We start from the raw sequence: 20099 nt of genomic DNA on the forward strand, positions 1-20099 counted from the left end.
TGACTGAACCTTATGAAGTAAGGATGTTTTTGATTTTGGCAATTGCTTCTGTCCTGTTATGGACATCAATTTTTCGGTAGATCTCCGTTATGTAATTTTTAACCGTTCCGTTGCTGATATAAAGTGACTTTGCGATGTCTTTGTTGTTCATTCCCTGGTAAAGCAGGTAGGTGATTTCCAGCTCGCGATCGGTCAGGACAATACCTTTTTCCTTGAGCGTTTTCTTTTTCACATCGAATTGTGCTTGGGAGGAAAGCTGGAGCAATTTATTCGCGAGCTTGGAAGCAATTTCACTTTGAATAATGAGTTGTCCTTTGAGTGCATCACGGATTGCTTCAATTAATTTATCGTAATTCATGCCTTTTAACAGAAAACCATTTGCACCATAAGCTAGTCCTTCAATAATGTATTGTTCATCAGCAAAGGTGGTTAACAGTAATACGATCGTATCAGGCATATGCATTTTAATCATTTTCGTACATTCAATCCCATCCATTTTCGGCATTTTGATGTCCATGACGATAACTTCAGGTTTAAGCTGGGCAATTTTTTCTAATGCCTCTATTCCATTTTCGGCAGTCCCGACGACTTCCATATCCTCTTCTAAATCAATGACAATCTGCAAACCTTCCTTCATCAGTGTTTGGTCCTCAGCGATAAAGATCGAATGTGTTTCCATGGAATCATCTCCCAAAATTCATTACTACTAACCCTTGTTATATTTAAGAATGATGTATAATGATAGAAAATTCAAACATTATTTTACAAATTTTACGGACTTGTGACTTATTTTTTGATTGAATAGGGAAAAAAATCGGGAAATATGTTGGTTTTCAAGGATTGCAGGATATCGAAAAATGAAAGCGAACTATAGTCCGTCTCCTGCCGGGTTTTAGGTTGTCAAGTTGTGATGGCTTTGCTCAGGAATTGCAATTTTAGTAGTAGTGGGGAAAGTTTGTTTTGAAAAATTAGGTTATACCCGACAAAGATAAATAATAGATTTATAAAAAAATATTTCAAATAGTCTTGCAATTATAAAAATTATATATTATTATGTGGTCAAGCGTATATGTAAACGTTTACATATGAAAAATAAAAACCAGCGAACATTTTTTTACTCGAGTGTGTAAACGTTTACACAAAATGGCATTTAAATTTTTTTATGATATGTGTAAACGTTTACACAAGAAAGGAGACATAAATTGGCGAGTATAACGATTAAAGATATTGCCAAAGAAACAGGCGTTTCAATAGCTACAGTATCAAGAGTTTTAAACAATACAGGATATGCAAGTGAAGAAATTAGAGAAAAAGTGCTTTCGACTGCTATGAGGCTTAATTATTTACCAAATGCAGTCGCAAGAAGCTTGAAAAATGAGAAAACCAATACAATCGGTGTTGTCATTCCGGATATCACCAACTCGTATTTTATGCAAATTTCAAAAGGGATTGAAGATACGATTCATCAATATGGCTATAACCTAATCTTTGGAAGTGGAAATGAACATTCAAAAAAAGAAAGTGAAATGTTACAAGTTTTATTTGAAAAGAGAGTCGATGCAATCGTTTTGGCAACCTCAGGTGGAAATGAAGAAATTATTGAAAAGATTAAAAAAAGCGGTATTCCGATCGTATTAATCGATAGAAAAATAAATGGGAAAGAACATGATTTAGATCTAGTTATAGAAGACAATATCGAAGCCGCATATGAGTTGACAAAACATTTATTGGACTTAGGACATACTCGGATCGGAGTAGTTAACGGATCCTTAACAGTCAGTACTGGTATTGAGCGTTATCGTGGATACCAAAAAGCGATTCAAGAAAAAGGGATCACAGAAGACCCTAAACTGATTTTTAACGGTGGATTTATCGAATCTGATGGTAAGGAAGCGGTGGATCGATTCTTACAACTGGCTTCTAAGCCAACTGCGATTCTTTCTTTTAATAACACGATGACTTTTGGAGTTCTTCTCCAATTGATTAGCAAAGGATACGAAATTCCTGAGGATATCGTTGTTGCTTCGTATGGTGAAGTGGAGGCAGCAAAATTACTAAAATCACAAGGTATTACGTATACGAACCAAATACCGTATGAAATGGGTGTCCGGACAGGGGAAATACTGATTGATCGATTGATTAACTCTATTCAAGGACCGATCCATGAAGTCTTCAAACCTACCATTAATTTTAACGAACAAACCAAATTCAGTAACTGATAAAGGGAGGAAAAGATGGATACTTTGCTGCATTTAAAGAGGGTCATTGAAGAGGAAGCATCGGCGATCCAAGCTCTATTAGGGCAAATTAATCAAAGTTATGAAGATGCTTTCAATCTGATTTCAACATGCCAGGGTAAAGTTGTAGTTTCAGGTGTAGGAAAATCAGGCCATGTAGGTAAGAAAATTGCAGCCTCTCTTGCAAGTACAGGTACTCCGGCGTTCTTTGTACACAGTACAGAAGGGGTTCATGGAGATTTGGGTATGATTACTAAATCAGATGTCGTCATTCTTATTTCAAATAGCGGAGAAACTAAGGAAGTACTTAATCTTATACCATCTCTCAACAAAATCGGCAGTAAATGTATTGCGATTACATCAAAACCCGATTCCACGCTCGCTCAAGCTTGTGATGTTGCTCTTACCTATCAATATGATCATGAGGCAGATCTTCTCGGGTTAGCACCTACAACTAGTTCCACTATTACTCTTGTTATTGGGGATGCTCTAGCAATTGCACTGTCTACTAGTAAGAATTTCAGTAAAGAAGATTTCCATTTATCGCACCCCGGTGGAAGTTTAGGTCAGCAATTATCAAAACCAAAAAAGTCTTAAGAAGGATGTAGATCTTGTGAACATACTAGTTATTGGTAGTTTTATGATGGATTTGGTGGTAAGAACACCTCGTGCGCCTCAAAAAGGGGAAACAATTATCGGAACACACTTTTCAAGATATCCAGGTGGAAAAGGTGCTAACCAGGCTGTCTCAGCTGCTAGGCTTGGGGGCGACGTAACGATGGTTGGCATGCTGGGGAATGATAGTTTTGGTGATGATATTTTGGAAGAATTACAAATCAACCAAATCAATACAAAATTCATTTTACGAGATAATACTAGTTCCACTGGCATTGGCTTGGTCACCGTTGAGGAAGATGGTAACAACCGGATTGTGATTGTTCCGAGTGCAAATTTGAATTACCGACCGACTGATCTTGTGAATGTTGAGAGTCTTATTGAAAAAGCAGATATTTTATTGGTTCAACTTGAAATGGATATATCGGTAACAGAGGAAGCTATATCCTGTGCCAAGCAGTATGGAGTTCCAGTCATTCTTAATCCAGCACCTGGAAGAAAGTTAGAGGATCATTTATTCGAAAAAGTCACTTACCTAACACCAAATGAAACCGAGGCAGAACTTCTTACTGGAATAAAAATTAATTCAATAGAAGATGTAAAAGAAGCAGGAAATGTTTTATTAAGTAAAGGTGTTGAAAACGTTGTAATCACAATGGCAGATAAGGGAGCGCTTATTGTCAATCAACTTGGATCCTATCACGTTCCTGGATACCCTGTTGATATTAAAGATACGGTTGCAGCTGGAGATGCGTTCAATGGGGGACTAGCAATTGGAGTTGCAAGTGGTAAATCTTTAAAAGACGCGATCCATTTTGCGAATGCAGTTGGCGCGTTAACAGTCACAAAGGAAGGGGCGATACCATCCGTTCCTTATCTAAACGAAGTACAAGAGTTTATTAAAAAATTTGAAGCAAGTAATAAGGTTAATTAATCAAAAAATAAGTTTATCAACCCTCGAAAATGACGGGGAGGAGTGTCCATGAAGAAAAAGGGTTTTAAACAACGCATGACAAGAGAATCGTTAACCGCATATGGGTTTTTACTTCCAAATTTAATTGGATTGACGGTCTTTATTTTTGTACCTATGGTTTACGCATTTTATGTCAGTCTTCATGATTGGAATGCGTTATCACCAAAAGTTTTTATAGGTTTTGATAACTATTTTAGACTTGCAGAAGATAAAGCCTGGTGGAAATCGGTTTATCGAACATTCATTTTTACGATTATTTATGTTCCAGCATTATATGGTTTATCACTGTTTTTTGCAGTAGCGATTAGCTCTCTAAGAGGAAAAGTAGAAGGATTTGCCCGAACGATGTTCCTGTTGCCTTATGCGATCACTTCGGTTATATCCGCAGTAATCTGGATGTTCTTATATAACCCTCGAAATGGTGTGATCAATCAATTTTTGGAACTAGTCGGTCTTCCGGGACAAAAGTTTCTAGGGTCAACAGATGAAGCATTGATTTCGATTATTGTGGTTATCTTATGGATCAACTTAGGTTATAACATGATGATTTTCCTCGCTGCAATTAAAGAAATACCAAATGACTATTACGAAGCGGCACGTATTGATGGGGCAAAAGGGTGGCAGTCATTCTTGCATATTACCTTCCCATTGATTCGAGAAACGAGCATTTTTATTTTAATTGTTACAACAATCGGATCCTTTCAGGTTTTCGACCAGATAATGGTCATGACCAAGGGAGGCCCTGCTAATTCGACCGAAGTGAGTGTTTTGTATATTTACCAACAGGCATTTGAATTCCTTGATATGGGATATGCCTCTGCTTTAGCGGTTGTCTTGTTCTTAATTATTTTTTCTCTATCACTCGTTCAACTCAAGATTTATTCTAAACAGGATTAAGGGGGGGAGAAAGTGAAAAAACCGAATCTCCTATTAGTTACTATGATCTTTATTATTGGGATCTTGATGATTGCCCCAATTTATTTTCTCGTGATTAGTTCTTTTAAACAACCACAAGACGTTTTTAGTACAAGTGTAAATCTATCAACTTTAACATTAGATAACTTTAAAGCAGTCTTTGAGACTAACATACTTCATGCCATATGGAATTCGTTCATTGTTTCAACGGTAGTGACAGTTGTTGCATTACTTTTTCATTCAATGTCAGGTTACGCGTTAGCTCGTCTCAATTTCCCGTGGAAAAAACAAATATTTGCTTGGATGATTAGTACGTTGATGATCCCTTTTACAATCATCATGATCCCTCTTTATATGGTTACGAAAACGTTAGGAATGAGTAACTCTTATGCTGGATTGATCATCCCGATGATTTTTAACGCATATGGTATCTTTCTTTTCCGGCAATTTTACCGTGAGTTTCCGAAAGAACTTGAAGAAGCAGCTTATATGGAAGGGTTATCGATCGCTGGGACTTTCTTTCGCCTCGTACTGCCTTTATCTAAATCGATTATCGTTCCGTTGACCATTGGTTTCTTTACGTTTAACTGGAATAACTACTTATGGCCTTTAATCATTACTCAAGATGAAGATTTAATGGTCGTACAAGTCGCTTTAGCAAACATTGTAGGTGGAGGATATGAAACGCCGTGGAGTATCGTCCTGGCAGCTGCTTTACTTGGAGCGATTCCAACGTTCTTACTGTTCTTCTTTATGCAAAAGCATCTTGTCGAAGGTATCAAAATGACTGGAATCAAGTAGACGAATCTACCTTTGCGCAGTCGGTGAACAAATGCATGCTCAGCGGGCACAATTGTACGTTCGGCGTCACCATTAGATCAAATTGACTTAAATTTGAAGGGAGAAAGCTTCATGACTTTTTTAGGAACTTCGCTTAGAGACTTATACAGAGAAAGAGACAGTAAGAGAAAAAGAGATTCAAGCTATGATAAAACTGGTGGAAATAAGGACTATTTTGTCTTCAAGCCTGGCGAAAAACAAACGATCTCTAATATCTCGGGGTCTGGGTGTATTACTCATATTTGGATGACGATGGCCCCTCTGACCGATAATTCAGAAGAATATCTTCATAGAAAAGTTGTAATAAGAATGTATTGGGATGATGAAGAAAATCCAAGCGTACAAGCACCAATTGGGGATTTCTTTGGAATGGGTCACGGCATAACAAAAAATTACTCATCTGCCCCCTTAGCAATGAGTCCAGAAGATGGTCGGGCATTAAATTGCTATTTTCCAATGCCGTTTTCAAATAACGCTCGTATAGAAATTGAGAGTGAAGCTGATGAGCCTATCAAATTTTATTTCTATATCGATTATGAACTTTACGATCAACCAATTGATAGCTCTTTACGATTCCATGCTTTTTGGAAGAGGGAGGTGACGAAAGGAATTGAGGATAATATTTCAAACACACTCTTTTCATTTGATGGAAAAAATACTTCTGGAGAAGAAAACTACACCATTTTAGAAACGAATGGAAAGGGTCATTATGTTGGTTGCAACCTGAATATTCACAATCTTAGATTCACACAAGAGTGGAATTGGTACGGGGAAGGCGACGATATGATTTTCATTGATGGAGAGAAATGGCCGCCGACCTTGCATGGGACAGGAATGGAAGATTACTTTAATACAGCTTGGTGTCCGCAACAGGAAGTTTCTACTCCTTATCATGGAATTATTTTAGGGGGAGGACCGAACTGGTCAGGTAAGATTTCTGCTTACAGATATCATATTCAAGATCCAATTACATTTGATAAATCAATAAAAGTGACTATTGAACATGGTCACAATAATCACCGAAGTGATGATTATTCAAGTACTGCATACTGGTACCAAACAGAACCACATACTGCTCAGCCGGACATTTTACCTGTAAGGGATCGTCTGCCTTTACCAGACGTTTTACCTTTTAATGAGGAAGATAAGAAGAAGTGCTTCGATTATTAGGGGATGTTCAACAAGCATGGTTACTTGTAATTTAAAAAACTATTAGTAGGGGGAAGTCTAATGAAACGTTGGAAAGTATTCTTTGCGTGTAGTTTGGCATTAATCATGATTTTCCAGGCAGGTTGCAGTAGTAGTAAAACAAGTTCAGAGGATGTAGTTACACTTAGTTTTTGGGATTTCCATTCCGAATCACAAAAAGATTTCTTTGCAGATCTAGTAAAAGAATATAACGCCTCACAAGATAATGTGAAAATCGAATTCAAATCGTTCAACCAAAGTGATTATGGTACAACAAAGTTACCGGTTGCTTTTGCCAATGGGGAGGGACCAGACATCTTTATGGTCAATCCAGGGGACTTTTTGAAATTTGCAGATGCTGGGATCCTGGCAGACCTTAACCCTTATTTTCCGGAAGGTGTGAAAGAAGATTTTCTTCCCGCCTCAATAGAAGCTGTTACTTATGAAGATAAAGTGTTAGCGCTCCCGTATGAACTAGAATTACTCGCACTTTTCTATAACAAAGATATGCTGGCTGATGCCGGTGTCGAGGTACCGAAAACGTGGGATGAGCTTTCATCTGCCGCGGAAAAATTAACAACGGATGAAGTTGCTGGGTTGATTTTACCGACTGATAAAGCGACTTACTTGAATTTCATATGGTATCCGTTCTTATGGCAACAGGGAGGCAGTGTGCTAACTGAAGATAAAACGGCCTCTAACTTTGATTCACCAGAAGTTGTAAAAGCATTGGATTATTGGGGGAGCTTCTTCCAAGAAGGTTCATCACCTGCAAAATTACAGCGAGGTCCTTGGGAGATAGGACATGTTGGTGAAGAAACAGCTGCAATGCAAATTGTAGGTACATGGGATGTTCCCGCATTAGAAAGAGAATTCCCGGATGTTAATGTAGGAGTAGCACCGATTCCAATTCCGGAGGGTGGAAAACAAGCAACAGCAGCAGGTGGTTATAAGTTTGCAGTCAATTCAAAAAGTGAGCATGTAGAGGAAGCGGCAAAATTCGTTATGTGGGCTTTTGGTGATGAAGATACATCACACGCTCTAGAATGGTGTACGGATGTTAAATTTGCATATTCACCTAGAAAATCAGTAATTGAAGCAGGGCAAGAAACATATAATAGCGGCCTTCAAAAGGTATTTACAGATGAGATTTACGAGACAGCTATTCCTGAACCGAGTTTTAATGCCAAAACAGTTGACATTATCGGAACTGCACTGCAAGAGGTCATGTTTGGAGATGTGAGCGGTGAAGATGCTGCCAAAAAAGCACATGAAAAAATAAATGAATCTCTAGGAAATTAGCAAAGTTAATTTAATTCCTAGTTATAACACTGAGAGGCTGACTCATAAGTGTCTGGCTACCTCCATAACTGGGGTGCCTGACACTTTGCTTTTGAGTCAACCTCTTTTCAAAAGGTGCCTGTCACTCCCCGATATTTGTCGGAATATGGAAGGCGCACATGGTTAAGTTAAATTGGTCATAGAGAGGGGAGTTTTAATGAGAATCATTAGATATTTAAATTCATCGGAAAAAAAAGTTCTCGCGGCTATTACTGTTGAAAACCGTGTATATGACTTACCGTACCATGACTTTTTGGAACTAGTTCGAGCTGCAGAAGAAAAGAAGGTTCAGCCTGTTACATTAGTTGAACAAGTTATAGAACAATCATTGCCTCTTTCTGATTCTCCTGAAAAGCTGAAGGTGCTTGTTCCGGTTGAAGCTCCAGAAGTATGGGCTTCAGGAGTCACATACGAAAAAAGCAAGGAAGCTAGAAACTATGAATCTACTAATGGAGAGGATGATGCTAAAAGCTTCTATGACAAAGTTTATACAGCTGATCGCCCTGAGCTCTTTTTTAAGTCCACAGCTGATCGGACGATTGGACCCGGTGATCCAGTCTATTTGCGAAGTGATTCCGAGTGGCAGATTCCTGAACCTGAATTGGGGTTGGTTTTGGACTCGGAAGGCAATATTCTAGGGTTTACCGCTGGGAATGATATGAGCTGCCGCGATATTGAAGGAGAGAATCCTCTTTATCTCCCGCAGGCAAAAATATGGAGGCACTCTTGTGTAATCGGTCCAGCCATTCGTTTGGTGGAAACGGTAAAAGATCCTTACGACTTCCAGATCACTTGCCGTATTTTTAGAAATGAACAAAACGTTTTTGAAGGTTCCGCGAGTGTCGGTCAGTTGAAAAGAAGGCTGGAGGAGTTAACCTCGTATCTCGTAAAAGAGAATGTTGTGTTTCCTGGCACCATTTTGTTGACTGGAACGTGCATCGTCCCTCCAAATGATTTTACACTCCTGGAGGGGGATTATATTGAAATTGAAATACCAGGAATCGGTGTATTGAGTAATCCAGTCTTGAGTCAGGTTACACAGAGTATTGGATCGCAACGTGTTTAAAATCAACGAGAGGAGGCGCCGGATTTGGCAAAACGACAAACCTTAATGATGAAGCCAATTGATAACGTAGCGGTTGCTTTAACTCCAATTAAAAAAGATACCGTTCTACAGGTAACCTGTCAGGACAAAACGTTTTCGGTGGTATTACAAGACGATATTGATTTTGGGCATAAGTTTGCAGTGGTAACGATCCAAAAAGAACAAGATGTCAGGAAGTATGGAGAAGTGATCGGGGTAGCATCTTCTGAAATTCAGGCAGGCGAACACGTTCATATTCATAACGTAGAAGGAAAAAGAGGACGGGGGGATAAAGTTGGAAGAGAACACAATGCAACTCATGGGATATAGACGTCCGGATGGAAAAATCGGCATTCGTAATCATGTGCTCATATTACCGACTATCACTTGTGCGACACAGGCAGCGCAACGTATTACAGAGTTAGTTGATGGAGTGGTTACATTTATTCACCAACATGGTTGTGCGCAAGTAGGGGTCGATTATGAACAAACCTTTCGTACATATGCCGGTATGGGTAAAAATCCAAACGTATATGGGGTTGTTGTATTAGGTCTCGGATGCGAAACTCATCAAGCAAGAAGTGTGGCAGATGATATACGGGAGTGCGGAAAACCGGTTGAAGTCGTTTCAATCCAGGATCATGGCGGAACATTAACCGCCATTGCGGAAGGTGCAAAAGTGGCCGCTAAAATGGTGCAGGATGCTTCCATGCAAATGAAAGTCCCATTTGAATTTAATGAACTAATCGTCGGAACGGAATGTGGTGGGTCAGATGCATGCTCAGGATTATCGGCTAATCCAGCTGTTGGTGCAGTGAGCGATATGATTGTCGATCGTGGAGGTACTGCGGTATTGGCCGAGACTACTGAATTGATCGGCGCGGAGCATTTACTTGCCGAACGAGCGGTGGATGACCAGGTATCCAAGAGAGTTTATGAAGTTATCAATGCGATGGAAAACCGAGCAATTCAAATGGGAGTAGATATTCGAACAGGAAACCCCAGTCCTGGGAATGTGAAAGGTGGACTCACAACATTAGAAGAAAAGTCACTTGGCGCTGCAACAAAAGCGGGAAGCCGCCCTCTTCAGGAATTGGTGAATTACGCAGAAGTTCCAAACAAAAAGGGGCTAGTTTGGATGGATACCCCGGGTCATGATATTGAACAATTAACCGGGATGGTAGCCGGAGGGGCTCAAGTTGTGTTGTTTACGAGTGGCCGTGGTACTCCAACCGGTTCTCCTATTGCGCCAGTATTGAAGATTTCAACGAATACAACGTTGTTTGAACGGATGTCAGAAAATATTGATTTAAATGCCGGTTCTATCGTGGAAGGAACAGAAACCGTCAACGAGGTAGGGCAACGGATATTAAATGAGATCAAGTTAACATGCTTAGGAAAAAAGACAAAATCTGAAATTTTAAAGCAACACGACTTTGGAATTTGGCGAATTGGACCGACGTTTTAAAGGACTTTTTATATAAATTTTCGCCAAAAGAAAGGACTGAGTGTAAATGACTGTCGAGACAACTGTAAAGACGTACGACAATTATATAAATGGCACATGGACCAGTGGTGAAACCAACCAAGTAGAAAATAGTTATAATCCGGCTAATCCAAGTGAAGGGATTGGAGCCTATCACTTATCATCCGAACAAGATGTGAATAGTGCGGTGGAAGCTGCGAAGGCCGCCAGCAAAGCTTGGAGAAAATTAGCAGGGGCACAACGTGGTGATTACTTATATCAAGTGGCGAATGCCATTGAAAAGAATTTAGATGATATTGCTGAAACGATGACAAGAGAAATGGGGAAGACACTACCAGAATCAAAGGGAGAAACCGCTAGAGGAGTAGCAATCCTTCGTTATTTTGCTGGAGAAGGGATGCGTAGTGTTGGCGATGTCATTCCATCGACAGATCAGGAAGCACTTATGTATACGACCCGCGTTCCGTTAGGAGTAGTCGGTGTCATTACCCCGTGGAACTTCCCGGTGGCTATTCCAATTTGGAAAATGGCTCCTGCCCTCATTTATGGGAATACGGTTGTCATTAAGCCAGCACAAGAAACAGCTGTGACAACGACAAAAATTATTGAGTGTTTTAATGAGGCCGGTTTGCCTAACGGTGTCGTGAACTTGGTAAATGGAAAAGGATCAGTAGTTGGGCAACGTCTCATTGATCACCCAGATGTAAAAGGATTGACTTTTACCGGTTCGAATAATACTGGCCAAAGGGTAGCAGAAGGAGCATTGGCGAGGGGGGCCAAATACCAGCTTGAAATGGGTGGGAAAAACCCTGTTATCGTTGCGGATGATGCGAATTTAGATCTCGCGGTAGAAGGAACAATCAGTGGAGGATTACGTTCAACTGGACAAAAATGCACTGCAACAAGTCGCGTTATCGTTCTTGCAGAAGTATACGAACAATTTAAAGAAAAACTTATAAATGAAATAGAAAAGTTATCTGTTGGAGATGGATTAACCGAAGGAACATGGATGGGGCCATGTGTCAGTGAGTCCCAATTAAAAACGGTGCTTTCCTATATTGAAAAGGGAAAAGAAGAAGGTGCAACGCTTTTATATGGTGGAAAAAGACCCGAAGGCCTAGGGAATGGTTATTTTGTAGAGCCGACTGTTTTTGAAAAAGTCGATTCAAAAATGGCCATCGGTCAGGAAGAAATTTTCGGGCCAGTATTAGCGCTCATTAAGGCTGAGACATTAGAAGAAGCTTTTGAACTTGCTAATGATGTGAAATTTGGTTTAAGTGCATCGATATATACTACAAACATTGGAAATATGATGGATTTCATTGAGGAGATCGATGCAGGGCTGGTACGGGTAAATGCAGAAACAGCTGGGGTTGAGCTTCAAGCTCCATTTGGTGGTATGAAGGCATCTAGTTCTCATTCCAGAGAACAAGGACAAGCCGCTAAAGAGTTTTTCACAACACTAAAGACAGTTTTTGTAAAATCATAATTAAAAGGACTATTCTTGACACCTCAGATCTACATTCAAATTTTATTCAATTATTGGATTCCAATATAAAAGGAGAGGTTTGAATGTCAATAATTAGTTTTAAGAAATTGATTCCCGTCGGACTTTCCGTGATTCTCGTATTAGCTATGTGTGCAAGTCTTAATCCCTCTACGAATCTAGTAAAAGCTGAGACACCTGAAAAAAGCACGTTTTTTTCAACAGCCTATATTGAAGAAGCAGATTCCTATAATACCGCTAGTGATGGTGATTTATGGGCATCCTGCTGGGCCGGTGACGGTAATCTGTATGCAGCAAATGGGGACGGAAGGGGTTTTAGTTTAGACGGACCATTCGCTGATATCGCGGTAAACGAAATCAGCGGAACTCCGCCAAATCTCACAGGAACTACAATCGCCCATAGTGATGAAGTGGGTCAAATTTGGAGCGATCCACAGCATTATAATCGAAAGCCAACGGGAATGGTATGTGTCGATGGTCATTTGTATTTAGCTGTCCAAGACTTGAACAAAGATTTCAACGATGTTCCGTCAGCAACGATTCTAAAATCAACCGATAAGGGTAAAACGTGGACGTGGGATAAAAGTAAACCGATGTTCGATGATTATACGTTTACGACAATCATGTTCCTGGACTATGGAAAGAACAATGAAAATGCAACAGATGACTATGTATATGCCTATGGATTGGATAATAATTGGAGAGACTCGTTTAACGATCGCGTCCAAGACCCGACGAAACTTTATCTAGCGAGGGTACATAAATCAAGTATCCAGGATCGATCGAAATGGGAATTTTTTACGGGCAAAGATGCTGACGCCACCCCTCAATGGTCAAGTAATATTGAAGACCGGCAGCCCGTTCTACAAGATGACCGAAGAGTCTACCAAGACACCTTTTTCACTAATGACCCCAAAAACATGACGGTCTTGTCCCAAGGAAGTATCGTGTACAATGAACCTTTGGATCGGTATATTTATACATCATGGACCGAATATACATTTGAATTTTACGAGGCACCTACACCATGGGGTCCATGGAAGCTCTTCTTGTCAAAAGATTATGGGGGATATCCTTGGACAGATACGAAAAATGGCGGATATGCTACGACAATTCCTTCTAAGTTCATCAGCTCGGATGGTAAAACGATGTTCGTTCAGTCGAACACATTCATGGGAGGCATAACCAACTATAACTTCTCATTAAGAAAGCTCGTAGTTGAACCAAAAGTTCCTTCGACACCAACCAACACAAAAGATAATTATTCCAATCTAGCCATAACTGGAGAAGGGACTACACCCATCAATAAAGTTGCCCACTACGGAAATATCGATTACTTCAATAATGGAATAAGGCTTGAATCCGAAGACAGCTGGAATAATGAAAGGAAGACGAAGGATTGGTGGGGCTATACTTGGAAAAAGAAGTACAACATGAATAAAGTCAATTATACAACTGGCAAGATGTTTCCAGATGGAGGCTGGTTTAGTGAAGGGCTGAAGGTCCAGGTTCGACAAAACCATAATTGGATCGATGTTACGAATCTATCGGTAACGCCTGAGTATCCTTATAACAATACAGCAGGCCCGAATAAAACGTATACATTCACGTTCGATGATAATTGGGGAGATGGAGTGCGTATTATCGGAGCACCAGGAGGAGCTGTAACGTTTACTTCGATTGGAGAATTATCGGTATATTATGCTGATGATAAAGAGTCTCCAAATACCAGGCCTTTTACAATCGGAAATGCAGAATTCTCTAAGTCAGAAGGGATTCTTGTCAACGCAACCGTTGGACGTACGCTGGATACCAGAGACCATGAGGGGAAAGAAACCGTTATTTTTCAATTGTGGAAAAATGATAAGGCGATCGATTTCGTTGCTTTAACAAAGGACATCCAGGATTCAGAAGATATGACCGCCTATTTTAATTTAGAGGATGACTTGAAAAAGTATGAAATTAAAGTATTCGCTGTAAATTCACTTAAAGAATTTCTCGCAAATGAAGATGCCATTGAGGTTCTATCGAACGAGTTGACTGTATCAGATACAGAATAAAGCGAGACGAGCACTAGCCTAAGTTTTATAAAAGGTTAGTGTTCTTTTTTATCTTAATGCAAGTTTGAGTTCGTCGAAAAATGAAAGCGGACTATAGTCATCCTCACACCGACTTTTGTCATATACGTGATGTGAAATCCTAAACATTTTTGTCTAGCAAAAAGGGATGGGGCAGAATGATGTCTGTGAAATGCAGAAAGAGCGATGCAAGCAGGCGATGCTCTTATTGTACGAACCAAATTTTATTCTTGTTCCTATTGCGGGCTTTTTCATCAACTTTTCCTTTTTAAAAATAATTCCATACTTGTCCACCTTAAAAGCCTATTAATCTAGTATATATGCCGTTGCTAAAAGAGTTTTTATCAATATACTAATAGTACTCCGATATAAAGGAGGTGTTAGTAGATGGGAAATAGACAACGGGTAGCAGGGGAAACAACCGTATCAATCAGAAATGGAAATTCAGCTGCAGCGGCAGCGGCGGCAGCCGGGGATTCAGCAGCTGCGGCGGCAGCGGCAGCATCAGGTGATGGTTCAGCGGCAGCAGCGGCGGCGGCAGCGGGGGATGGGTCAGCAGCAGCGGCAGCGGCGGCGGCATCAGGAGATTCAGCATCAGCGGCGGCAGCGGCAGCATCAGGAGATTCAGCAGCTACAGCGGCAGCAGCAGCATCCAGAAATGAATCCAATGATAACGGGGATGTCGGCGGTGTAGACACTAACGGAAGCAATGGAAGCTCAGCAGCTGCAGCAGCAGCGGCAAGTTCCAGAAATAGAAATAATTCAATTCGTAGCCCATCGGTATTTGCGAATGATGAAGGACCTTTAGCCATTAGAAGACTTACTCCACCACCACCATTGTAAAAGAATAGGTAGTGCATTTTAGATCCCTATTTTATGACGGTGTTTGTGTGTATGTACAAGCTGAATTTAGGACAGTGTTTATTCCATCTAAATCTCCTTTCATAAAGTCTCATCATGACAAACCCCTAAGCCTGATATCAATATAGTTGTACAAGCAAAGTGGTAAAAAAAGAGTTTTTTAACTTAGTGAAGGAGGTGGATATTATGGGTTATCGTAGAAACAACAATCAAGTAGCTGGAGTAGGTACCAACAACAATAACGATGAAGAAACTACTGCAGCAGCGGCCGCAGCAACTGGAAACGGACAAGCAAGAGCCGTAGCCAAAGCTGGTGATGCAAAATCTGTAGCTGAAGCTGGTGAAGACCTGCTATGTGATGAAGTTGATGAAGCTTAAATAGTATGTGCAGATACTAGTATCCCACAATACTAGTATCTTTTTTACGTTTAGGAACTTTCGGTTAGAAGTAAAATGTAATACAAGGATCATTTTGTATTGTACACTTGTACATATTAGTCTCGGAAAAAATTAACTTGAGGTATCTCATGAACGTACACGCATTTTTAACCATAATTGAAGGCTTACCAGACAAGCAAAAATACGAGAAACAAGATCTTTTCATCGACCCATTCTTGATTGAAGAAGAAGGGGACATTGAAATTTATTTTGCTGCTCATAATGAGTATGTCAATTTGGACGCTCGGATTTTGATTGTTGGGATTACGCCAGGCTGGTTTCAGATGGAACGCTCGATCCGATTGGCGAAGCAGTTGACGCAAACCCAAACACCTTATGATGATCTGATAAAAGAGGTGAAACGGGAGTGCCGGTTTGCGGGGAGTTTGCGAACGAACCTGCTCGAGATGCTCGATTGGTTAGGTTTGGCTGAATTCTTCGGTATCGATTGTGCGGCAGATTTGTTTGGGGAAAAGGATGAGCTCTTACATACAGTTTCACTCGTTAAGTACCCTGTTTTTGTAAAGGGTAAGAATTATACAGGACATACACCTCGAATCACGGGCAGCAAGCTGTTGATGAGGTATGTTGACCATACGTATGAAACAGATATTAAGCCGTTGGATGCCCCGCTCATCATCCCATTGGGAAAAGCGGTGGAAGCGGCTTTAAGGGTGTTTATTGAAAAAGGATGGATTCAAGAAAACCAGTGTTTGTTCGGCTTTCCGCATCCATCTGGGGCAAATGGACATCGAGTTAAGCAATTCTTTCAACATAAGGATGAATTACAACGAAAGATTCGTAAGTACGTGCTAAACTAGGGATAACAAATGTCGGTGATTCAGGTGATTGCATGGTTAGTGAAGTGAAAATTTCTGTCCGGCCTCTTGTCGAATATGTGTACCGAAGTGGCAGCATTGACAACCGGTTTCGGACATCAAGCTCGTTGACAGAAGGTACGAAAGTGCATCAGAACGTGCAAAAAACGTATGGTGAAGAGGACCAAAAGGAGGTCCTGTTAAAGACCGAAATCGAATCGGAGTCACTCCGTTTTTTAATAGAAGGAAGATGTGACGGGCTTCTTATAACGGATAATGGATATAAAATCGATGAGATCAAGTCTACTAAGGGAAAATTGGACGAGATCAACGTGGATTCCCATCCTGTTCACTGGGCACAGGCGAAATGTTATGGGTACATGTATGCGAAAGAGCACGACCTCAAGAAGATTGATGTTCAGCTTACTTACGTACAGGTGGAGTCGGGGGAACAAATGAAGTTCCAGCAGAGTTGTTCGTTTGATGAGCTGGAGCAGTTTGTGCTTGATATTATTGAAAAATTCTCGCCTTATGCGAGGGTATTGAAGGAGAATCGCGAGAAGCGTGATATGAGCATCAAGCAGCTTGATTTTCCGTTTGATGCGTATCGTTCCGGTCAGCGGAAGTTTGCTGGCGCGGTCTATAAAACGATTGACGACAAGGTGAGTCTGTTTGCGAATGCACCGACAGGGACAGGGAAAACGATTTCAACGATCTTTCCTACTGTAAAAGCGATTGGCGAGGGTTTGGTTCAGCGCTTCTTTTACTTGACGGCGAAAACGATTACCCGCACGGCGGCGGAAGACACGCTCTCACTTTTAAAAGAACAGGGTCTTCATTTAAATTCGGTGACGATTACGGCGAAGGATAAGATTTGCTTTAAGGAGAAGACGATTTGTCAGAAGGAGTATTGTGAGTTTGCGGACGGCTATTATGATCGGGTGAACGCGGGGATTCTCGATATTTTGGCGTCGGAAACGGTGATGGACCGGAAGACGATTGAGGCGTATGCTCGGAAACACAGGCTTTGTCCGTTCGAATTTTCGCTTGATGTTGCGTATACGGCGGATGCGGTGATTGGCGATTACAACTACGTGTTCGATCCGCGGGTTTCGTTGAAGCGGTTGTTGGAGGAGCAGAAGCGGAAGTCGGTGTTGCTTGTCGATGAGGCACATAACTTGGTTGATAGGGCTCGCGAAATGTTTTCAGCGGAGCTTTTTAAGTCTGTGTTTTTACAGGTGCAGCGGGCATTTAAGGGTGAAAATGAGGGTGTGTTCCGAGCTGCGAAGGCGATTAATGCTCAGCTTTTGGCGGTGAAAAAGTCGGGTGATGAGCAGGATTCGTGGGTGTTGGATGAATTTCCCGTAGAGTTGGTGGAGTTGCTTGCAGCGTTTATTGAGGAGGCGGAAAAAGAGCTGTTGCTGCAGCAGGAGAGCGATGCGCAGGAGTTGTTGCTTGAGGCGTATTTTGCTGCACAGGGGTTTGTTCGGATTGCGGATTTATTCGATGAGCGGTTTGTGGCGTATGTCGAACGTGAGCGAAGTGAGGTTCGGGTACGGCTGTTTTGTCTAGAACCTTCTTATTTGCTGCAGCAGATGGGGAAGGGCTACCGGTCTAAGGTTTATTTTTCGGCTACACTTTGGCCGATTTCGTATTTTAAGGATATGCTCGGGGCAGATTTGGAGGAGGATTATGCTTTTTCGATTCCGTCTCCGTTTGCTCGGGAAAATGCAGAGGTGTTCATCCAGCCTTTGTCGACACGGTATCGGGACCGGGAGCATTCGGTTGGTGCGATTGTGAAGACGTTTTCGGATTTGTTAGAGGAGCGGCCCGGCAATTACTTGTTCTTTTTCCCGTCGTATACATATATGAGAAGGGTGTATGACCAATTTATGGACGAGGATCTGGATGTGGAGGTATTGCTGCAGGACGTTCTGATGAGCGAGGTTGAGCGTGAGGAATTTCTTGCCGAGTTTGTTGAAGGTAAATCGAAATCGCTTATCGGATTCGCCGTGATGGGCGGTATTTTTTCAGAGGGTGTCGATTTAAAAGGGGATCGCCTGAACGGGGTTGTTGTCGTTGGAGTCGGGTTGCCTCAGTTGAGCTTTGAGCGGGACATTATTAAGGGTTATTTTACGGATGCTGGGAAAAATGGGTACGATTATGCGTATGTGTATCCTGGGGTCAATAAGGTGCTGCAGGCAGGTGGCCGTTTGATTCGGACAGAGCAAGATCGTGGGACCATTGTCCTCATTGACGATCGTTTTTTAACAGGGAAGTATCAGAAGCTGTTGCCTGAGGAGTGGAGTCATTTCAGGGTCATTCATTGATCAAGTATGAAAAAAGCCATTGCAGTTAACTAGTAAAATCGTTGGAAATTTGGATTGGGCATCGTGCTTCAGATCATTTTGCGATAAAATAGGATTAGATATAATTTTAACGTTTAAATGGGTTAAAGTAGGGTACATACTAATAATAGTTTGAACGATCGGTAGTTTGAGAAATTGATTCTTATAAGGATTGGAGAGTTTGATTCGTTATGACAATGACTGACATTCATATCCAGAACTTGCGGAAAAAAGGGATTGACGTTCAGAAGGTGATCGTCAAATCACTTCGACTAGCGAAAAACTACTCAGACAAGATCAAAGAGAGCGGAAAGAAAACAGAGACAAATCAATAGAGGAAGTACTCGTTAGACACTGACGCTGGTGAATGTACCGGCGTTTTTGTTTTGCATTCGTGCCTATGAAGGCTGTAAGAAACCTGCAGCTTTTCATTTATGAGGAAATGATCCAAAACACATCGATCCTTATTTATGAGGACAATTGACCGTGAAAAATTGATAAAACTGTTCCAATAGAAGGTTTATGCGGACAGTTGAGCGTGAAAAAACGATGGAACTGTCCACATGGAAGGTTTTATTGGACAGTTGAGCTTGAAAAAACGATAGAACTGTCCCCATAGAAGGTTCATGCGGACAGTTGAGCGTGAAAAAACGATGGAACTGTCCCCATAGAAGGTTTATACGGACAGTTGAGCATGAAAAAACGATGGAACTGTCCACATGGAAGGTTTTATTGGACAGTTGAGCGTGAAAAAATGATGGAACTGTCCACATAGAAGGTTTTATTGGACATTTGAGCGTGAAAAAACGATGGAATTGTCTACATAGAAGGTTTATACGGACAGTTGAGCGTGAAAAAATGATGGAACTGTCCACATGGAAGGTTTTATTGGACAGTTGAGCGTGAAAAAACGATGGAATTGTCTACATAGAAGGTTTATACGGACAGTTGAGCGTGAAAAAATGATGGAACTGTCCACATAGAAGGTTTATACGGACAGTTGAGTGTAAAAAAACGATAAAACCTCCTCATGGTAGATTTACTAGGACAGGATGATGCTAAATACAGTTCAAGTTTACACTAATAATTATTTTTGCTTATCCTTCCGTTCCACTTCTGTTGGAGGAAATCCAGGCTTTGCTTTTAATTCATAATGTGAAGTTAATTCTTTGGCAAGCTCAACATCATCATTATTTTGGACAATGTCTTTTCTAGGTGTCTGCGGTAATTTTTTTGAATTCTTGTCGTTTGCAGGGTGTGTATGCTTATGTCCTCGTCCCATAAAGAATCTCCTTTCATACTAATGCTTTTTTTTAATATGGATCAGCTTAATAAAATTATTCGGATATGTGATTAAAACTTCTCCAATG

19 protein-coding genes are annotated in these 20099 nt (G+C 40.9%); 17 read left to right on the forward strand and 2 right to left on the reverse strand.

All coding sequences use genetic code 11. The features are described 5' to 3' along the window. Positions 1 to 10 precede the first annotated feature (10 nt). Positions 11 to 679, reverse strand: coding sequence for a response regulator transcription factor (locus tag MOJ78_RS02670; RefSeq protein WP_304979686.1), 669 nt, complete (start codon positions 677 to 679; stop codon positions 11 to 13). Between the two features lie 523 nt (positions 680 to 1202). Here MOJ78_RS02670 and MOJ78_RS02675 point away from each other — a divergent pair. From MOJ78_RS02675 to MOJ78_RS02755, 17 genes are all read left to right on the forward strand, one after another. Next, complete coding sequence (locus tag MOJ78_RS02675) at positions 1203 to 2219, forward strand: LacI family DNA-binding transcriptional regulator (RefSeq protein WP_304979687.1); 1017 nt, start codon at positions 1203 to 1205, stop codon at positions 2217 to 2219. A gap of 15 nt (positions 2220 to 2234) precedes the next feature. Further along, a complete protein-coding gene (locus MOJ78_RS02680) occupies positions 2235 to 2834 on the forward strand; it encodes a KpsF/GutQ family sugar-phosphate isomerase (RefSeq protein WP_304979688.1) in 600 nt (199 codons plus the stop codon). 16 nt (positions 2835 to 2850) lie between these two features. Then, positions 2851 to 3786 (forward strand): ribokinase, encoded by a 936-nt coding sequence (rbsK, locus tag MOJ78_RS02685; protein ID WP_304979689.1) that lies wholly within the window; start codon positions 2851 to 2853, stop codon positions 3784 to 3786. Positions 3787 to 3834: 48 nt separating this feature from the next. Continuing rightward, positions 3835 to 4722 (forward strand): carbohydrate ABC transporter permease, encoded by an 888-nt coding sequence (locus MOJ78_RS02690; protein WP_304979690.1) that lies wholly within the window; start codon positions 3835 to 3837, stop codon positions 4720 to 4722. A gap of 12 nt (positions 4723 to 4734) precedes the next feature. Then, positions 4735 to 5541 carry a carbohydrate ABC transporter permease gene (locus MOJ78_RS02695; RefSeq protein WP_304979691.1) on the forward strand — a complete coding sequence of 269 codons (807 nt, stop codon included), beginning with the start codon at positions 4735 to 4737 and terminating at the stop codon, positions 5539 to 5541. A 111-nt stretch (positions 5542 to 5652) separates the two neighbouring features. Then, positions 5653 to 6750: a glycoside hydrolase family 172 protein gene (locus MOJ78_RS02700; protein WP_304979693.1), complete on the forward strand. Its 1098-nt coding sequence runs from the start codon at positions 5653 to 5655 to the stop codon at positions 6748 to 6750. A 60-nt stretch (positions 6751 to 6810) separates the two neighbouring features. After that, positions 6811 to 8070 (forward strand): ABC transporter substrate-binding protein, encoded by a 1260-nt coding sequence (locus MOJ78_RS02705; RefSeq protein ID WP_304979694.1) that lies wholly within the window; start codon positions 6811 to 6813, stop codon positions 8068 to 8070. 196 nt (positions 8071 to 8266) lie between these two features. Further along, complete coding sequence (locus MOJ78_RS02710; protein WP_304979695.1) at positions 8267 to 9175, forward strand: fumarylacetoacetate hydrolase family protein; 909 nt, start codon at positions 8267 to 8269, stop codon at positions 9173 to 9175. 24 nt (positions 9176 to 9199) lie between these two features. Beyond that, positions 9200 to 9523: a UxaA family hydrolase gene (locus MOJ78_RS02715; RefSeq protein ID WP_304979696.1), complete on the forward strand. Its 324-nt coding sequence runs from the start codon at positions 9200 to 9202 to the stop codon at positions 9521 to 9523. Further along, entirely contained in the window at positions 9513 to 10661 is a 1149-nt protein-coding gene (locus tag MOJ78_RS02720) for a UxaA family hydrolase (protein WP_304981165.1), read from the forward strand. Before MOJ78_RS02715 ends, MOJ78_RS02720 begins: the two co-directional genes overlap by 11 nt. Positions 10662 to 10707: 46 nt before the next feature. Further along, positions 10708 to 12168, forward strand: a complete 1461-nt coding sequence (gene gucD, locus MOJ78_RS02725) for an alpha-ketoglutaric semialdehyde dehydrogenase GucD (RefSeq protein WP_304979697.1) — start codon at positions 10708 to 10710, stop codon at positions 12166 to 12168. A gap of 83 nt (positions 12169 to 12251) precedes the next feature. After that, the gene (locus MOJ78_RS02730; protein ID WP_304979698.1) at positions 12252 to 14246 is read left to right on the forward strand and encodes a glycoside hydrolase family 183 protein; all 1995 of its coding nucleotides are present in this window, start codon (positions 12252 to 12254) and stop codon (positions 14244 to 14246) included. Positions 14247 to 14651: 405 nt separating this feature from the next. Next, positions 14652 to 15107: a hypothetical protein gene (locus MOJ78_RS02735; RefSeq protein ID WP_304979699.1), complete on the forward strand. Its 456-nt coding sequence runs from the start codon at positions 14652 to 14654 to the stop codon at positions 15105 to 15107. A gap of 204 nt (positions 15108 to 15311) precedes the next feature. Next, a complete protein-coding gene (locus tag MOJ78_RS02740) occupies positions 15312 to 15503 on the forward strand; it encodes a hypothetical protein (RefSeq protein WP_304979700.1) in 192 nt (63 codons plus the stop codon). A 149-nt stretch (positions 15504 to 15652) separates the two neighbouring features. Continuing rightward, on the forward strand, positions 15653 to 16384 hold the full coding sequence (locus tag MOJ78_RS02745; protein ID WP_304979701.1) for a hypothetical protein: 732 nt from the start codon (positions 15653 to 15655) through the stop codon (positions 16382 to 16384). A gap of 32 nt (positions 16385 to 16416) precedes the next feature. Then, positions 16417 to 18711 (forward strand): ATP-dependent DNA helicase, encoded by a 2295-nt coding sequence (locus MOJ78_RS02750; protein WP_304979702.1) that lies wholly within the window; start codon positions 16417 to 16419, stop codon positions 18709 to 18711. A 209-nt stretch (positions 18712 to 18920) separates the two neighbouring features. Beyond that, positions 18921 to 19064: a hypothetical protein gene (locus MOJ78_RS02755; RefSeq protein WP_304979703.1), complete on the forward strand. Its 144-nt coding sequence runs from the start codon at positions 18921 to 18923 to the stop codon at positions 19062 to 19064. A gap of 752 nt (positions 19065 to 19816) precedes the next feature. Here the strand turns inward: MOJ78_RS02755 and MOJ78_RS02760 are convergent. Further along, the gene (locus tag MOJ78_RS02760) at positions 19817 to 20011 is read right to left on the reverse strand and encodes a YfhD family protein (protein ID WP_304979704.1); all 195 of its coding nucleotides are present in this window, start codon (positions 20009 to 20011) and stop codon (positions 19817 to 19819) included. Positions 20012 to 20099: the final 88 nt, after the last annotated feature.

The sequence above is a fragment of the Alkalihalobacillus sp. AL-G genome (genome assembly GCF_030643805.1).
GTDB lineage: Bacteria > Bacillota > Bacilli > Bacillales > Fictibacillaceae > Pseudalkalibacillus.

What these genes read in the sequence shown, in the direction of transcription:
- MOJ78_RS02670 (WP_304979686.1), bottom strand. Translation starts at nt 679, where the DNA reads ATGGAAACACATTCGATCTTTATCGCTGAGGACCAAACACTGATGAAG.
- MOJ78_RS02680 (WP_304979688.1), top strand. Translation starts at nt 2,235, where the DNA reads ATGGATACTTTGCTGCATTTAAAGAGGGTCATTGAAGAGGAAGCATCG.
- MOJ78_RS02690 (WP_304979690.1), top strand. Translation starts at nt 3,835, where the DNA reads ATGAAGAAAAAGGGTTTTAAACAACGCATGACAAGAGAATCGTTAACC.
- MOJ78_RS02700 (WP_304979693.1), top strand. Translation starts at nt 5,653, where the DNA reads ATGACTTTTTTAGGAACTTCGCTTAGAGACTTATACAGAGAAAGAGAC.
- MOJ78_RS02705 (WP_304979694.1), top strand. Translation starts at nt 6,811, where the DNA reads ATGAAACGTTGGAAAGTATTCTTTGCGTGTAGTTTGGCATTAATCATG.
- MOJ78_RS02710 (WP_304979695.1), top strand. Translation starts at nt 8,267, where the DNA reads ATGAGAATCATTAGATATTTAAATTCATCGGAAAAAAAAGTTCTCGCG.
- MOJ78_RS02720 (WP_304981165.1), top strand. Translation starts at nt 9,513, where the DNA reads ATGGGATATAGACGTCCGGATGGAAAAATCGGCATTCGTAATCATGTG.
- gucD (WP_304979697.1), top strand. Translation starts at nt 10,708, where the DNA reads ATGACTGTCGAGACAACTGTAAAGACGTACGACAATTATATAAATGGC.
- MOJ78_RS02730 (WP_304979698.1), top strand. Translation starts at nt 12,252, where the DNA reads ATGTCAATAATTAGTTTTAAGAAATTGATTCCCGTCGGACTTTCCGTG.
- MOJ78_RS02735 (WP_304979699.1), top strand. Translation starts at nt 14,652, where the DNA reads ATGGGAAATAGACAACGGGTAGCAGGGGAAACAACCGTATCAATCAGA.
- MOJ78_RS02740 (WP_304979700.1), top strand. Translation starts at nt 15,312, where the DNA reads ATGGGTTATCGTAGAAACAACAATCAAGTAGCTGGAGTAGGTACCAAC.
- MOJ78_RS02745 (WP_304979701.1), top strand. Translation starts at nt 15,653, where the DNA reads ATGAACGTACACGCATTTTTAACCATAATTGAAGGCTTACCAGACAAG.
- MOJ78_RS02750 (WP_304979702.1), top strand. Translation starts at nt 16,417, where the DNA reads ATGGTTAGTGAAGTGAAAATTTCTGTCCGGCCTCTTGTCGAATATGTG.
- MOJ78_RS02755 (WP_304979703.1), top strand. Translation starts at nt 18,921, where the DNA reads ATGACAATGACTGACATTCATATCCAGAACTTGCGGAAAAAAGGGATT.
- MOJ78_RS02760 (WP_304979704.1), bottom strand. Translation starts at nt 20,011, where the DNA reads ATGGGACGAGGACATAAGCATACACACCCTGCAAACGACAAGAATTCA.